The organism is Streptomyces sp. MGP-BFMKR1, assembly GCF_057766585.1.
Genome location: NZ_CM173408.1, coordinates 2,065,001 through 2,081,091 on the forward strand (window position 1 = coordinate 2,065,001; position 16,091 = coordinate 2,081,091).

The following is a 16,091-nucleotide window of genomic DNA, read 5'->3' on the forward strand; positions in this document are numbered from 1 at the left end:
GATCCGCTCGCGGTGCCCCTCCGTGACCTCCAGCGTGTAGGGCCGGATGCGGTGCTCCTGGAGCTTCGCCTCGATCAGGGCGAGCGTCAGCTTGGAGCCGATGAGCGGGATGTCCGGCTTCTCGCGGAGCAGGTACGGCACGCCACCGATGTGGTCCTCGTGGCCGTGGGTGAGCACGATGCCGTCGATGTCGCCGAGCCGGTTCCGGATGGACGTGAAGTCCGGCAGGATCAGGTCAACTCCGGGCTGCTCCTCCTCGGGGAAGAGCACTCCGCAGTCGACGATCAGCAGCCGTCCGTCGTACTCGAAGACCGTCATGTTGCGGCCGATCTCGCCCAGGCCGCCCAACGGGGTGACGCGCAGGCCGCCCTTGGGGAGCTTGGGCGGCGGACCGAGTTCTGGGTGCGGATGACTCAAAAGACTCTCCTTACCACGCGCGCCACATGTCCCCTGTTCCGCCGGGAGCGGGCAGGGAGGCACGTGGCGCGGGTGTCATTCGTGCACTTGCAAATGGGTCGGTATTCGGTTGTGAAGTCCGTGGTTAGAGCTGTACCCCGCCGGCGGCGAGATCTCGCTTGAGCTGCTCGGTCTCGTCGGCGGACAGCTCGACGAGCGGCAGCCGGAGCGGGCCGGCGGGCAGGCCCTGGAGGGCGAGCGCGGCCTTGGTCGTGATGACGCCCTGGGTGCGGAACATGCCGGTGAAGACCGGGAGCAGCTTCTGGTGGATCTCGGCCGCCTTGGCCACGTCGCCGGTCAGGTGCGCGTCGAGGAGGGCGCGCAGCTCGGGGCTGACGAGGTGCCCGACGACGGAGACGAAGCCGACGGCGCCGACGGACAGCAGCGGGAGGTTCAGCATGTCGTCGCCGGAGTACCAGGCCAGCCGCGAGCGGGCGATGGCCCAGCTCGCCCGGCCGAGGTCGCCCTTGGCGTCCTTGTTGGCGACGATGCGCGGGTGCTCGGCGAGCCGGACGATGGTCTCGGTGCTGATCGGGACGCCGCTGCGGCCGGGGATGTCGTAGAGCATCACGGGCAGTTCGGTGGCGTCGGCGATGGCCGTGAAGTGCCGGAGCAGGCCCTCCTGCGGGGGCTTGCTGTAGTACGGCGTGACGGCGAGCAGACCGTGCGCACCGGCCGCCGCGGCGGCGCGGGCCAGTTCGATGCTGTGCCGGGTGTCGTTGGTGCTGGCTCCGGCCACGATGTGGGCGCGGTCGCCGACCGCCTCGACGACGGCCCGTACGAGGTCGGCTTTCTCCGCATCGCTGGTGGTCGGCGACTCGCCGGTGGTGCCGTTGATGATCAACCCGTCGTTGCCGGCGTCCACGAGGTGGGCGGCAAGTCGCTGGGCGCCGTCGAGATCGAGCGCGCCGTCAGCCGTGAACGGCGAGACCATGGCGGTCAGCACGCGCCCGAAGGGGGTCTGCGATGTGGAAGTCGGAGCCATGGGCACCACGCTACTCGCAGCACGCCCCTGCACGCTCCCTCGGGGGAGTATCGGTGTCGGACAAACCGGCACGAAGTGCGGCGCCATCGGGCCACGGGCGGGTCGCGACCGGACGTCGAAGCGGAAGGCACCGGCACTGCCTGCTCGGGGGTTCAGACAGTGCCGGGCCCATTCGTCAGCCTAGATGAAGTCCCTTAAATGCCGCAATCCGGACAGTTCATGAGGGTGCGAGGCGGGCACGCGCACCACGCACGGAGCGCGGGACGCCCGGGCGGGCGGCGCGGGGCTACGGGGCGACGCGTCCGTTGGCGTTGAACGCCGCGTGGGTGAGCGGCATCAGCCGGGCCCACTCCGCCTCCATCAGCTCGCCCACCATCTCGATCTCCCGCTGCGGGAAGGACGGCACGGTCGCCTGCTCGTGCTGCGTGCGCAGGCCGAGGAAGTGCATCAGGGAGCGGGCGTTGCACGTCGCGTACATCGAGGAGTAGAGGCCGACCGGCAGCACGGAGCGGGCCACCTCGCGGGCGACGCCGGCGCTCAGCATCTCCTGGTACGCCTCGTACGCGTGGACGTACGCGTCCTCCATGACCTTGCCCGTCAGCTCCTGCTGCGCCTGGGTGCCCTCGACGAACCGGTACTTGCCCGGGCGCCCCTCCTGCACAAGCTTGCGGGACTCGTTCGGGATGTAGAAGACGGGCTGCAGCTCGCGGTAGCGGCCGGACTCCTCGTTGTAGGACCAGCCGACGCGGTGCCGCATGAACTCGCGGAAGACCAGGATCGGGGCGCTGATGAAGAAGGTCATCGAGTTGTGCTCGAAGGGGCTGCCGTGCCGGTCCCGCATCAGGTAGTTGATCAGGCCCTTGGAGCGCTCGGGGTCCTTGGTGAGCTCGTCCAGGGACTGCTCGCCCGCCGTGGAGACGCGGGCGGCCCACAGCACATCGGAGTCGGCGGCGCTGTGCTTGACCAGCTCGACGGTCATGTCACTGCGGAAGCTCGCCGTGGCGCTCTCGGCGGCGGTGTCGGTCACTGAGGGTCCTTCCAGTCGCATCGCTTTGCTATCGCTCGGGGCGGCGCCCAGCTTACGGGCCCGCCCGCGCGCCCTCCGCCGCATAGGCCCCGTCCTGGGCTTGTGAGACAAAACGGACCCCGATGGCGGAGCCGGGCATGGCAGTTGATATTTTTTCCCCTAAGCAGTCGAAAACGGGCATGTACGGGGTAGCTCAGACGTTCTCCGTACACCTGGCCCGCTGCCCCAGCCGGTTCCCGCCTGACCCGCACGCGGCCCGAGACCCGAGGAGAGCGTCCGTATGTTCCGACGGCGAGAGTCCGTGCCGTTCGCCTTCGTGGCGGAGGCCGACCGTTTCCGCAGCAATGTGGAGCCGCCACCGAGGGAGCCGTCCACCCGGGGGCAGATAGCCGGCCGGGCGCTCATCGGGCTGACCATCGCGGCGGGCTTCGTGGGCGCGCTGCTGTTCGGGCTGCCGTCGCTGGACACGCAGTCGCACCCGACCCGTCAGATACCCAGCGCTGAGGCGGCCGACGGCCGCTGACGGTAGCCTCACCCCCGCACAGCCGAGTGTGCTGGTGAGTGAGGACGGGCCCGTGCCTTTGACCATTCTGACCGCCGACCGCGAGTTCGACGACGCCGCGGGCGGCCCGCCGCCGTTGCCGCACGAGGGCCGCGAGCAGTGGCGCCGCCCCTACCGGCCGGGCCCATGGCGGGTGGGACTGGCCGCGGTGTTCCTGTTGCTGGCCTCGTTCGTCCTACTGTCGGCCATGGTCATCGCGATGGCGGGCTCCGCCGCGGGCGCGGTCACGTGCGTCGCCATCGCCGCCGTCATGATCACCGGCGCGCTGCGGCTGCTGCGGATGGGCGTCTGGGTGAGCCAGCACGGGCTGCGGCACACGAGCTTCCTGTCCACCTCGACGCTGCGCTGGTCGCAGGTGGCCAGCGTGCGCACGAGGCAGCAGCCGGTGAAGCTGCTCGGCCTGCCGCGCACCGTACAGGGACAGGCCCTGGTGATCACCACCACGCGTGGCGCCGTGCTGCGCGCGCTGGTCACCGACCACAACAGCGACTTCCTCGGCCGCAAGCCCGCCTTCGACCGGGCGGCCGACGCGGTCGAGGCGTGGGCGGCGGAGCACACCGCGCCGCGTCCCTGACGCTCCACGCCCCTGACGACCCCCTGACGACCCACGGCCCCCGAACGACAGCGGCGCCCGCGCACGCGGCCACGTGGGCGGGCGTGCGCGGGCGCGTGGGGCCGGCCTACGGGGCACCGCCGGAGGGCGCCCGCTGCCGGGCCCCGGTCCCCCCGGGTCCGCGGCGGTCAGCCCCGTACCGGCTGGCCGTCGTACAGGTTGATAGCGCGCTGCATCGCCTTGCGGGCCCGCGGGGTGTCCCGGGCGTCGTGGTAGGCGATGGCCAGCCGGAACCAGGTGCGCCAGTCGTCCGGGGCCGCCTCCGTCTCCGCGCGGCGCCGCTCGAAGATCGCGTCCGCCGAGTCCCGGTCGATCCGACCGCTGGGCGTGCGCACCAGCTCGTCGACCGGCAGCGCCCCCTCCGCCTCCAGCGTCCTGGCCAGCCGGCCGGCGTTGCGGGCGAACTTCGTGCTCTGCCACAGGAACCAGGCGCCGATGAGCGGCAGCACGAGCACGCCCACGCCGAACGCGATGGTCAGCGGCGTGCCCTGCTGGATCAGCAGCACGCCGCGGCTGCCGACGAGCACGAAGTAGACGACCAAGACGGCGGCGAGGGTGAAGTAGGTGATCTTTGCGCGCACTGTTCTCAGTCCAGATCCAGGAAGTGTTCCAGCCCGAAGGTCAGGCCCGGCACCGTCACCACGCGCCGCACGCCGAGCAGGATGCCCGGCATGAACGAGCTGTGGTGCAGCGAGTCGTGCCGCAGCGTGAGCGTCTCCCCCGCGCCACCCAGCAGGACCTCCTGGTGGGCGAGAAGTCCGCGCAACCGTACGGAGTGCACCCGTACGCCGCCCACGTCGGCGCCGCGCGCGCCCTCCAGCGCGGTGCTCGTCGCGTCGGGCTGTGGCGCGCTGCCGGCCTCCTGCCGCGCCGCCGCGATGAGCTGCGCGGTGCGGGTGGCGGTGCCGGACGGGGCGTCGGCCTTGTTCGGGTGGTGCAGCTCGATGACCTCGACGGACTCGAAGAAGCGGGCCGCCTGCTGGGCGAAGCGCATGGTGAGCACGGCGCCGATGGAGAAGTTCGGCGCGATGAGCGTCCCGGTGCCGGGCGCCGCGTCCAGCCACGTGCGGAGCTGGGCCAGCCGCTCGTCGGTCCAGCCGGTGGTGCCGACGACGCCGTGGATGCCGTTGCGTACGCAGAACTCCAGGTTGTCCATGACGGCGTCCGGGTGGGTCAGCTCGACCGCGACCTGGGCGCCGGCCTCGGTCAGCGTCTCCAGGCGGTCGCCGCGGCCCAGGGTCGCGACCAGCTCCAGGTCGTCGGCCGCCTGCACCGCTCGTACGGCCTCGGAGCCGATACGGCCCCCCGCTCCGATCACGGCTACGCGCAGCTTGCTCATGGTCTCTGGCTTTCCTTCGCTTAGACGGGTGGGAGGGCGGAGTGGGTGCTCACTGGGGCACTCTCGCACGGGGCACCGACGCACGGGGCACGGGGCGCCGTCCGCTGGAGCCCCGGCACCGTCCTACGGGGCACGGGGCACGGGGCGCCGGCGCCGTTCCACGGGATACGAGGCCACCGGACACGAGGCCACGGAGCGCGGAGCGGGTGTCCCGCCGCCCCGTGCGGCCCGTACCGGATGGCGCGGGCCGCGCGGGGCGGGGCGGTCAGGCGACCGCCTCGTCCAGCCGGCTGGCCTGCTTGTCCTTCAGCGGGCCGATCACCGACAGCGAGGGGCGCTGCCCCAGCACCGTGCGGGCGATCTCGCGCACGTCGTCCGCGGTGACGGCCGCGATCCGCGTCAGCATGTCGTCGACCGACATCTGGTCGCCCCAGCACAGCTCGCTCTTGCCGATGCGGTTCATCAGCGCGCCGGTGTCCTCCAGGCCCAGCACCGTGGAGCCGGAGAGCTGGCCGATGGCCCGCCGCAGCTCCTCGTCGCTCAGGCCCTTCTCGGCGACCTCGTCGAGTTCGTCGCGGCAGATCCGCAGCACGTCGTGCACCTGGCTCGGGCGACAGCCCGCGTACACCCCGAACAGTCCGCAGTCGGCGAAGCCGGAGGTGTACGAGTACACGCTGTACGCCAGGCCGCGCTTCTCCCGCACCTCCTGGAACAGGCGCGAGCTCATGCCGCCGCCGAGCGCCGTGTTGAGCACGCCGAGCGCCCAGCGGCGGTCGTCGGTGCGGGCGATGCCGGGCATGCCGAGCACGATGTGCGCCTGCTCGGTCTTGCGGCCGATCAGGTCCACGCGGCCGGCGGTGCGGATCGCCCGGCTGCCGCCGCGCGGCGCCACCGGCGTCACGTCCTCCCGCTCCAGCGCCCCGGCCCGGTCGAAGGCCGCCCGGACCTGCCGTACGACGCGGGCGTGGTCCACGTTGCCCGCGGCGGCGACGACCAGGTGGGTGGGGTCGTAGTGCTTGCGGTAGAAGCGGCGGATGCGGTCGGCCGTCAGCGCGTTGACGGTGTCCACGGTGCCGAGGACGGGGCGGCCCAGCGGGGTGTCACCGAACATCGTCTGCGCGAACAGGTCGTGCACGCAGTCGCCCGGGTCGTCCTCGGTCATCGCGATCTCCTCGAGGATGACGCCGCGCTCGGCGTCCACGTCCCCCGGTTCGATCAGCGAGCTGGTCAGCATGTCGCACACGACGTCTATGGCCAGCGGCAGGTCCGAGTCGAGCACCCGCGCGTAGTAGCAGGTGTACTCCTTGGCCGTGAACGCGTTCATCTCGCCGCCGACCGCGTCGATCGCGGCCGAGATGTCCAGCGCGCTGCGCCGCTCGGTGCCCTTGAAGAGCAGGTGCTCCAGGTAGTGGGTGGCACCGCCGAGCGCCGGCGTCTCGTCCCGGGAGCCGACGTGGGCCCAGATCCCGAAGGTGGCCGACCTGACGGACGGCAGGGTCTCGGTGACCACGCGCAACCCCCCGGGGAGGGTGGTGCGGCGCACCGTGCCGATGCCGTTCTCGCCCTGGAGAAGCGTCTTGGTGGTGGACCGGGTACGGGCGACGGCCCGCCCCTCGCTGGAGGGGCGGGCCGTCGCGCGGTGCGATCCGCCCGAAGGGGAAAGCGGCATCACTGGGCGGCTTCGTCCTTCTGGTCGTCGCCGTCCTCGCCCTCGATCACGGGGATCAGGGAGAGCTTGCCGCGCTGGTCGATCTCGGCGATCTCGACCTGCACCTTCGCGCCCACCGCGAGCACGTCCTCGACGTTCTCCACGCGCTTGCCACCGGCGAGCTTGCGGATCTGCGAGATGTGCAGCAGGCCGTCCTTGCCCGGGAGCAGGGAGACGAACGCGCCGAAGGTCGTGGTCTTGACGACCGTGCCCAGGTAGCGCTCGCCGACCTCCGGCATGGTCGGGTTGGCGATGCCGTTGATCGTGGCGCGCGCGGCCTCGGCGGCCGGGCCGTCGGCGGCACCGATGTAGATGGTGCCGTCGTCCTCGATCGTGATGTCGGCGCCGGTGTCCTCCTGGATCTGGTTGATCATCTTGCCCTTGGGGCCGATGACCTCACCGATCTTGTCCACCGGGATCTTGACGGTGATGATCCGCGGCGCGTTCGGGGACATCTCGTCCGGAACGTCGATCGCCTCGTTCATCACGTCGAGGATATGCAGCCGGGCGTCCCGGGCCTGCTTGAGCGCGGCGGCCAGCACGGAGGCGGGGATGCCGTCGAGCTTGGTGTCGAGCTGCAGCGCGGTGACGAAGGTCTTGGTGCCCGCGACCTTGAAGTCCATGTCACCGAACGCGTCCTCCGCACCGAGGATGTCGGTGAGGGTGACGTAGTGCGTCTTGCCGTCGATCTCCTGCGAGATCAGGCCCATGGCGATGCCGGCGACCGGGGCCTTGAGCGGCACACCGGCGTTCAGCAGCGACATCGTGGACGCACAGACCGAGCCCATCGAGGTCGAGCCGTTGGAGCCCAGCGCCTCGGAGACCTGGCGGATGGCGTACGGGAACTCCTCGCGCGTCGGCAGCACCGGCGTCAGGGCGCGCTCGGCGAGCGCGCCGTGGCCGATCTCGCGGCGCTTGGGCGAGCCCACGCGGCCGGTCTCACCGGTGGAGTACGGCGGGAAGTTGTAGTTGTGCATGTAGCGCTTGCGCGTCACCGGCGACAACGTGTCGAGCTGCTGCTCCATACGGAGCATGTTCAGCGTGGTGACGCCCAGGATCTGGGTCTCGCCGCGCTCGAACAGGGCCGAGCCGTGCACCCGCGGGATCGCCTCGACCTCGGCGGCCAGCGTACGGATGTCCGTGACGCCACGGCCGTCGATCCGCTTCTTCTCCTTGATGACGCGCTCGCGGACCAGGGTCTTGGTCAGCGAACGGTACGCGGCGGAGATCTCCTTCTCGCGGCCCTCGAACTGCGGCAGCAGCTTCTCGGCGGCGAGCGCCTTGACGCGGTCCAGCTCGCTCTCGCGCTCCTGCTTGCCGGCGATGGTCAGCGCCTGGGCCAGCTCGGTGCGGACGGCGGCGGTCAGCGCCTCCAGGACGTCGTCCTGGTAGTCGAGGAAGACCGGGAACTCGCCGGTCGGCTTCGCGGCCTTGGCGGCCAGCTCGGCCTGGGCCTGGCAGAGCGCCTTGATGAACGGCTTGGCGGCCTCGAGACCGGCGGCCACGACCTCCTCGGTGGGAGCGTCGGCGCCGTCCTTGACGAGCTGGATGGTCTTCTCGGTGGCCTCGGCCTCGACCATCATGATCGCGACGTCGCCGTCCTCCAGGACGCGACCGGCGACGACCATGTCGAAGACGGCGTTCTCCAGCTCCGAGTGGGTCGGGAAGGCGACCCACTGGCCGTTGATCAGCGCGACCCGGGTGCCGCCGATGGGGCCGGAGAAGGGCAGGCCCGCGAGCTGCGTGGAGCAGGAGGCGGCGTTGATGGCGACCACGTCGTACAGGTGGTCGGGGTTGAGCGCCATGATCGTCTCGACGATCTGGATCTCGTTGCGCAGGCCCTTCTTGAAGGAGGGGCGCAGCGGGCGGTCGATCAGGCGGCAGGTGAGGATCGCGTCCTCGGAGGGGCGGCCCTCACGACGGAAGAAGGAGCCGGGGATCTTGCCGGCTGCGTACATCCGCTCCTCGACGTCCACCGTCAGCGGGAAGAAGTCGAGCTGGTCCTTCGGGTTCTTCGAGGCGGTGGTGGCCGACAGCACCATGGTGTCGTCGTCCAGGTAGGCCACGGCGGAGCCGGCGGCCTGGCGGGCCAGGCGGCCCGTCTCGAAGCGGATGGTGCGGGTGCCGAAGCTGCCGTTGTCGATGACGGCCTCGGCGTAGTGGGTCTCGTTCTCCACCAGGAAAATCTCCTCGTCTGCGTCCCTCGTCCGTGTGACGGGGGACGTTGGCGGAGGAGCGCTCGGTCTGCCGCTGGGTCCGGCGGCCGGGCCGGTCTTCGATCGAAGCCACCGGAATTGCCAGTTCCGGGAGCCACTACCGAGGACCGGCGCCTGCGGCCTCGATTCGGCGGGATGAGGGCGCTCCCCCTCGTTCGTTATGGCGTTATGGGACCAGACTACAAACCTTCAGCCGCCGCCACGACGGCTGAGACGTCTGTCCAGGGGCCGCGACTTCGCGGCCCGGCCGGGTGCGTGGGCCTCGGGTGAGGCACACGCGCCGCGTGCTGTCCGGCTCGTCCGCGGGCGCTCGACACGCTGCGGACGGCCCGGGTACGGCGCCCGCTGTGGCCGGGCGGGCGACCGTGTGGCGGACGGCGCGGGCGCGAGGTGCGCGCCGAACGCCGTGCGGCGGGTCTGTCGCCCGATCGGGGCGACGGGGTGCGGTCTCCGGCGGCAGGTGATCGGCGCGGGGCGCGATCTGGTGCCTGCCGCGCGTCACGGGCCCGCGCACCGCACGGTGCGGGCCCGTGGTCGTACGGAGGGCTCCGTCGGCCGCTGTGCGCGGCTGGCGAGCGGGGCCCGGTGCCCGTACGGCAAAGGAGCGGCTCCCAGGTGTGGGAACCGCTCCCTCCACGGCGTGTTACTTGGCGCCCGCCGCACCGCGGCGGATGCCGAGGCGCTCGACGAGCACGCGGAAGCGCGCGATGTCCTTCTTCGCCAGGTACTGCAGCAGGCGGCGGCGCTGACCGACCAGGAGCAGCAGACCACGGCGGGAGTGGTGGTCGTGCTTGTGCATCTTGAGGTGCTCGGTCAGGTCCGAGATGCGACGCGAGAGCATGGCCACCTGAACCTCGGGGGAGCCGGTGTCACCCTCCTTGGTGGCGAACTCGGCCATGATCTGCTTCTTCGTTGCGGCGTCGAGCGACACGCATACTCCTTCAAGGATTCTCGTTTGGCCACCGAGTGCCCCCGGTCTCATTCGCGGGGGAGCTTCCATGACTCGGAAGGCGGGGTCCGCTGAGCGCAGCTCCCAGAGCCTCCGGAAGCGCGTACACACACGGCCGTCACACAGCGTACCAGCCATGCGAGTGAGCCCTCACCGCGGGCGACGCACGGGCCGTACCGGGACCCCGCTCCTCCGCCCGAGGCCCCGGCCGGGCGGGCTTACGGGGCGGGACGCCGTGGGGCGCGGGGCCGGCCTCGCGGAGGCGGGGCCACCGTACGGGGCGCGGGGCCGGTCTCGCGGAGCGCGGGGTCGGCCGTACGGGGCGCGGAGCACGGAGCCACCGTCGCGGAGCCAGCGCCATGGGGCACGGGGTACGGGGCGCGGAGCCAGCGCCACGGGGCACGGGGCACGGGGCACGGGGCACGGGGCACGGGGCACGGGGCACGGGGCACGGGGCACGGGGCCAGTCTCGCGGGGCACGGAGCCAGCGGCACGGGCCACGGAGCACGGGGCACGGGATTCAACGTACGGAGCCCCGGGGCGCCCGGTCGGTGGTTATCCGCTCGTCATGCTCCGTGCCGAGGAGTAGACGTCGAGGACGGCCAGGCACAGCGGCACCAGCGAGAGCAGCAGCGCGCCCTCCGCCAGGTCCGAGACGCGGCCCCAGAACGGGGTCAGCCCCTTCTTCGGGATGACCAGGCCGAGCGCGACGATCAGCGCCGCTCCGGCGGCGATGGCGCCCACCAGCCAGACGGTGCGTACGTCCATCCCGGTCCGGTCGCCGCCCAGCAGTTCCGCACGCAGGTCGTCGGGGGCGTGCAGCGCGAGCCCGAGCACGAGGAGGCCGATGGCCGCGATCCCGGCGACGAGGACGCAGGCGACCTGCGAGGTGTAGCGGAAGAGCCTGGCCCGTAGCAGCATGGCCAGGCCGGTGGTCAGGGCGAGTATCTGGCCCCACACCGAGTCCGAGAAGCCCAGCACCGCCGCCGCGCCGATCACCACCACGCTGCAGCCGCCGACCAGGCCGAGCAGCATCTCGTGCCCGCGCCGCGCCTGCGCCGCGATGCGTTCGGCGTCGATCGGGTCGGGGGACGGCGGGTCGTCGGGGTCGGCGTCGAAGTCCACGTTGGCCGCGCTGTACGGCGACGCGTAGCCGATCGGCAGTCGCGCGAAGCGGGTGGAGAGCCCGGGCAGGAAGGCCAGGGTGCCGACCGCGACCGGCGCGCAGACCGCGGCGGCGTCGGTGGCGCTGGCGTCGGCGAGGATGGCGCAGAACGTGGCGAGCGTCCCGATGGTCGCGGCGAAGGCGGTGGCGACGAACGGCGCGTCACCGTCCGGCGTGAGCGCCACGAGCAGGACGGACGCCACCAGGACGCACACGCAGCCGAGCAGGAACTGCAACCGCCCGGGGTCCGCGCCCGGGTCCGCCTCGATGATCCCGGAGCCGGCGATCAACAGGTGCGGCATGGCGCCGAGCCCCAGCGCGATGGCCGACGGGCGGTCGTCGTACACCCGGGCCCGCACCCCCGCCAGCGCCGTCAGCAGCACCGCGGCGACGCCGGCGACGATGCCGGGCAGGCCGTGCATGGAGTGTCGGTCGGGGTCGGCGTACCAGAGCACGAGGCTCATCAGGAAGATCAGGAGCACGCCGCCCACCAGGCCGGCGCCGCGGAGCATGTCCTCGCGCCACAGGTGCCGGTCGCGGGTCACGGCGGTGGCCACGGCGTCGGACACGTCGTCGAAGACGGTGGGCGGCAGGGAGTCCGCGAACGGGCGCAGGCTGAGCAGTTCGCCGTCCAGGACGCGCTGCGCGGCGAGCGAGCGCGCGCTGTCGAGGACGGTGCCGTCGCGGCGCAGCAGGTGGTAGCCGGTGGGCGCGCCCGGGGGCTGGGTCTGGCCGGTCAGCCGAAGGATCTCGGGGTAGACGTCGGCAACCGCGATGTCGTCGGGCAGCGCGACGTCGATGCGGCTGTCGGGAGCAACGACGGTGACCCGACAGAAGCCGGTCGTTGCGGTCGAACTCACCAGAGTGCCCCTCTGTTTGACGTCTGTTGGACAGGTGCGCGCCCGGTCACCCTACCTACCTTGGTGTCAGAGCGTGTCAGTAGGATCACGCATACGAGGTGAGAGGCTGGCGCTACGGGCGCTTCTGTCCGGAATTTCCCGAAGTCGCCGCCGTAATACGGGGATTGGTGCACCGGTGAGTCAGATCGTCGTCAAGCGTCCGCCGCGCGCGTTACCTTCCGAGGTGCCGTCGGACGAGCTGCGGCTCGAACCGCCACCCGAGCTGCCCCGCGGGCAGCAGGAGGGCGTGCTGATGCAACTCCTGCCGATGCTCGGCATGGGGTCGTCCGTGGTGTTCTTCTTCATGCCGGGCGCGGCACCGTTCATGCGGATCATGGGCGCGCTGATGCTGGTCTCCACGGTGGGCATGGTGATAGCGCAGATCGTGCGCTATCGGCGGGGCACCCAGGGCCAGTTGGCGGACGTGCGCCGGGACTACCTGAAGTACCTGGCGCAGACCCGGCGCCAGATCCGGCGCACCGCGCGGGCCCAGCGTGACGCCCAGTTCTACCTGCACCCCGCGCCGGACCAGTTGTGGTCCCTGGCGGCGGACGCGGGCGCGCGCCCGTCCGGTGACGCGGCGAGCCGGGTGTGGGAGCGGCGGATCAGCGACGCGGACTTCGGGCAGGTGCGGGTCGGGCTCGGCGCGCAGCAGCTCGCCACGCCGCTGGTGACCCCCGACACGGCGCCGGTCGACGAGCTGGAGCCGCTGTCGGCCGGCGCCATGCAGCGGTTCGTGGCGGTGCACGGCGCCCTGGACGGGCTGCCGATGGCCATCTCGCTGCGCCGCTTCTACCACCTGACCGTCTCGGGAGAGCCGCGCTCGGCGCACGGCCTGGCGCGGGCGCTGGTGGCCCAGTTGGTGGCGCTGCACTCGCCGGAGGACCTGCTGGTCGCGGTGGTGGCGGCGCCGGGCGCGGTGCCGCGCTGGGACTGGACGAAGTGGCTGCCGCACGCGCAGTTGCCCCAGGCGGTGGACGGGGCGGGCACGAAGCGGCTGTTCGGCGACGACCTCGGCGAGTTGGAGGAGCTGCTCGCCGGGCGGCTCGACGGGCGGCCCCGGTTCAACCGCGACGGCCAGCCACTGCTCGACCAGCCGCACCTGGTGATCGTCCTCGACGGCGGGGTGGTGCCGCCGGACTCGGTGTTCGCGGCGCCCGAGGGGCTGCAGGGCGTCACCATCGTCGAGGTGGTCTCCGGCGAGCTGGACGAGTTGCGCGGCGGCCTGTCGGTGGACGTGCGCCCGGGCCGGCTCACCCTGGACTCCGGCACCGGGGTGCGGTACGAGGGCGTGCCGGACACGCTGTCGCCGGAGGCGGCCGAGGCCCTGGCCCGCCAGCTCGCGCCGCTGCGGATGGGCGGCGGGGACGACGACGAACCGCTGCTGGCCAACCTGGACTTCACCGACCTGCTCGGGCTCGGCGACGCGGGCGCCGTGGACGTCACGCGCACCTGGCGCCCGCGCACCCAGTCGGAGCGGTTGCGGGTGCCGATCGGCGTGGGCGAGGACGGCCAGCCCGTGATGCTCGACCTCAAGGAGGCCGCGCAGGAGGGCATGGGGCCGCACGGGCTGTGCGTCGGCGCGACCGGCTCCGGCAAGTCGGAGCTGCTGCGCACGCTGGTGCTGGGGCTCGCGGTGACGCACTCGTCGGAGACGCTCAACTTCGTCCTCGCCGACTTCAAGGGCGGCGCCACGTTCACCGGCATGTCCCGCATGCCGCACGTCTCCGCGGTGATCACCAACCTGGCGGACGACCTCACCCTGGTCGACCGGATGGGCGACTCGATCCGCGGCGAACTCCAGCGCCGGCAGGAGTTGCTGCGCTCGGCCGGCAACTTCGCCAACATCCACGACTACGAGAAGGCGCGCACCGCCGGCGCCCCGCTGGAGCCGCTGGCCTCGTTGGTCCTGGTCATCGACGAGTTCAGCGAACTCCTCACCGCCAAGCCCGACTTCATCGACATGTTCATCCAGATCGGCCGCATCGGCCGGTCGCTCGGCGTGCACCTGCTGCTGGCGTCGCAGCGCCTGGAGGAGGGCCGGCTGCGCGGCCTGGACACCTACCTGTCGTACCGCATCGGGCTGCGCACCTTCTCGGCCGCCGAGTCCCGCACGGCCCTCGGCGTGCCGGACGCGTACCACCTGCCGTCCGTCCCCGGCTCCGGCTACCTGAAGTTCGGCACGGAGCAGATGACCCGCTTCAAGGCGGCGTACGTCTCCGGCGCGTACCGCACGGGCGCGCCGGCCTCCCCCGGTGGGCCGCTGCCCATCGAGCGGCGCCCCGTGCTGTTCACGGCGGCGCCGGTGCCCATCGCGTACGGCCTGCCGGACCCGCAGACCCCGCTGACGGCGCCCCGTACGGGCGACGACCCGATGGTCGACACGGTGCTCGACGTGATCGTGCGCCGCCTGGAGGGCCAGGGGCAGCCGGCCCACCAGGTGTGGCTGCCGCCGCTGGACGAGGCGCCGTCGCTCGACCAGTTGCTGCCGCGGCTGTCCACCTCGCCCGAGCGGGGCCTGCACGCGCCCGAGTACACGCGCCTGGGCGGCCTCGTCGCCCCGCTCGGCCTCATCGACAAGCCCTTCGAGCAGCGCCGCGAGGTGCTGTACCGCGACTTCTCCGGCGCCGCGGGGCACATGCTGGTCGTCGGCGGCCCGCAGTCCGGCAAGTCCACGTTGCTGCGCACCCTGATCGCCTCGTTCGCGCTCACCCACACGCCGCGGGAGGTGCAGTTCTACGGGCTCGACTTCGGCGGCAGCGGCATGTCCGCCCTCGCGGACCTGCCGCACGTGGGCGGCGTCGCCTCGCGCCTGGACCCGGAGCGGGTGCGGCGCACGGTCGCCGAGGTCGCCGGCGTGCTCGCGCGCCGCGAGGAGTACTTCCGGGCGAACGGCATCGACGGCATCGGCTCCTACCGCCGCCAGCGCGCCGCCGGACAGCTCCCCGACCAGCCGTGGGGCGACGTGTTCCTGCTGATCGACGGCTGGGGGCCGTTCAAGCAGGAGTACGAGATGCTGGAGGGCGTCGTGACCGACATCGCGTCCCGCGGCCTCGGCTACGGCATCCACGTGGTGATCACCGCCTCGCGGTACATGGAGCTGCGGGCCAACCTCAAGGACCAGCTCCTGGGCCGCCTCGAACTCCGGCTCGGCGACTCGCTGGACTCCGAGTTCGACCGCAAGGTGGCCGCCAACGTGCCGGCCGGGGTGCCCGGCCGCGGCCAGGTACCGGAGAAGCTGCACTTCATGGCGGCGCAGCCGCGCGTCGACTCGGCCAGCGATCCGGACGGCCTCTCGGACGCCACCGCGTCCCTGGGGCGCGCCGTCAGCACGCACTGGCCGGGCCCGCACGCCCCCGCGGTGCGCCTCCTGCCCCGCCGGCTCTCCTCCGACCGCCTGCCCAAGGGCTTCGAGTTCCCCGAGCGCGGCATCGCCATCGGCATCGACGAGACCAACCTGGAGCCGGTGTACGTCGACTTCGAGACCGACCCGTTCTTCCTCATCTTCGGCGAGAGCGAATCGGGCAAGACGGCGCTGCTCCGCCTGATGGCCAAGCAGCTCACGGAGCGGTACGGGGCGGACGAGGCGAAGATCGTCGTGGGCGACTACCGGCGCTCCCTGCTGGAGACCATCTCCCCGGAGCACCTGTTGGAGTACGCGCCGGTCGCCTCCGCGCTGCAGACGCACATGGACGCCATCAACACCGTGATGGAACGCCGCGCACCGCGCTCCGACGTGACCCCGCAGCAGTTGCGCGACCGTAGCTGGTGGACGGGCCCGCAGTTGTTCGTCCTGATCGACGACTACGAACTCGTCTCCACCAGCAGCGGAAACCCCCTCGCCGTACTCACGGAGAACCTGCCCTTCGCGCGCGACGTCGGCATCCGCTTCATCATCGCCCGCAACTCGGCCGGCGCGTCCCGCTCGTCCTTCGAGCCGTTCATGCAGCGCATCAAGGAGCTCGGCGCGCAGGGCGTCGTCCTCTCCGGCGACCGAGGCGAGGGCGAGGTCCTGGGCAACATCCGCCCCCGGGCCCTCCCCCCGGGCCGGGGCGTGTTCGTCTCCCGCCGCCGCGGGACGCCCCTGGTGCAACTGGGCTGGCTGCCGGAGAACTGACGGGTACGGGGACGGGCTCGCGCCCGCGCGGGTGGGCGCGGGCGCGAGCCCGTCG

12 protein-coding genes (1 of these 12 cut by a window edge) are annotated in these 16,091 nt (G+C 72.1%); 3 read left to right on the top strand and 9 right to left on the bottom strand.

The features are described from left to right. The 3 genes from AC3CHW_RS07605 to thyX form a co-directional block, all read right to left on the bottom strand. A protein-coding gene (locus AC3CHW_RS07605) for a ribonuclease J (protein ID WP_398612177.1) crosses the window boundary here: on the bottom strand, positions 1-417 show its 5' end (the start). It extends 1,269 nt beyond the left edge of the window; the window shows 417 of its 1,686 coding nt (coding positions 1-417); its start codon is at positions 415-417; the stop codon falls past the left edge of the window. Positions 418-541: 124 nt separating this feature from the next. After that, entirely contained in the window at positions 542-1,441 is a 900-nt protein-coding gene (gene dapA, locus AC3CHW_RS07610; RefSeq protein ID WP_187086954.1) for a 4-hydroxy-tetrahydrodipicolinate synthase, read from the bottom strand. A gap of 286 nt (positions 1,442-1,727) precedes the next feature. Beyond that, positions 1,728-2,489 carry an FAD-dependent thymidylate synthase gene (gene thyX / locus AC3CHW_RS07615; RefSeq protein ID WP_398612176.1) on the bottom strand — a complete coding sequence of 254 codons (762 nt, stop codon included), beginning with the start codon at positions 2,487-2,489 and terminating at the stop codon, positions 1,728-1,730. 259 nt (positions 2,490-2,748) lie between these two features. Between thyX and AC3CHW_RS07620 the strand changes: the two genes are divergently transcribed. Together AC3CHW_RS07620 and AC3CHW_RS07625 are read left to right on the top strand one after the other, a co-directional pair. Next, positions 2,749-2,991: a hypothetical protein gene (locus tag AC3CHW_RS07620; protein WP_176164443.1), complete on the top strand. Its 243-nt coding sequence runs from the start codon at positions 2,749-2,751 to the stop codon at positions 2,989-2,991. 52 nt (positions 2,992-3,043) lie between these two features. Beyond that, complete coding sequence (locus tag AC3CHW_RS07625; protein ID WP_398612175.1) at positions 3,044-3,604, top strand: hypothetical protein; 561 nt, start codon at positions 3,044-3,046, stop codon at positions 3,602-3,604. A gap of 167 nt (positions 3,605-3,771) precedes the next feature. Here AC3CHW_RS07625 and AC3CHW_RS07630 read toward each other — a convergent pair whose 3' ends face one another. The 6 genes from AC3CHW_RS07630 to eccD form a co-directional block, all read right to left on the bottom strand. After that, positions 3,772-4,224, bottom strand: coding sequence for a tetratricopeptide repeat protein (locus AC3CHW_RS07630; protein WP_176164441.1), 453 nt, complete (start codon positions 4,222-4,224; stop codon positions 3,772-3,774). 5 nt (positions 4,225-4,229) lie between these two features. Further along, positions 4,230-4,982, bottom strand: a complete 753-nt coding sequence (gene dapB / locus AC3CHW_RS07635; RefSeq protein WP_488469976.1) for a 4-hydroxy-tetrahydrodipicolinate reductase — start codon at positions 4,980-4,982, stop codon at positions 4,230-4,232. A gap of 265 nt (positions 4,983-5,247) precedes the next feature. After that, entirely contained in the window at positions 5,248-6,651 is a 1,404-nt protein-coding gene (locus tag AC3CHW_RS07640) for a M16 family metallopeptidase (RefSeq protein ID WP_187064001.1), read from the bottom strand. Further along, a complete protein-coding gene (locus AC3CHW_RS07645) occupies positions 6,651-8,867 on the bottom strand; it encodes a polyribonucleotide nucleotidyltransferase (protein WP_217199431.1) in 2,217 nt (738 codons plus the stop codon). The genes AC3CHW_RS07640 and AC3CHW_RS07645 overlap by 1 nt, the downstream gene beginning before the upstream one ends. A gap of 682 nt (positions 8,868-9,549) precedes the next feature. Beyond that, on the bottom strand, positions 9,550-9,837 hold the full coding sequence (rpsO, locus tag AC3CHW_RS07650) for a 30S ribosomal protein S15 (RefSeq protein WP_176164437.1): 288 nt from the start codon (positions 9,835-9,837) through the stop codon (positions 9,550-9,552). A gap of 573 nt (positions 9,838-10,410) precedes the next feature. Next, complete coding sequence (eccD, locus tag AC3CHW_RS07655; RefSeq protein ID WP_488469977.1) at positions 10,411-11,880, bottom strand: type VII secretion integral membrane protein EccD; 1,470 nt, start codon at positions 11,878-11,880, stop codon at positions 10,411-10,413. 175 nt (positions 11,881-12,055) lie between these two features. Between eccD and eccCa the strand changes: the two genes are divergently transcribed. After that, positions 12,056-16,036, top strand: coding sequence for a type VII secretion protein EccCa (eccCa, locus tag AC3CHW_RS07660; RefSeq protein WP_488469978.1), 3,981 nt, complete (start codon positions 12,056-12,058; stop codon positions 16,034-16,036). Positions 16,037-16,091: the final 55 nt, after the last annotated feature.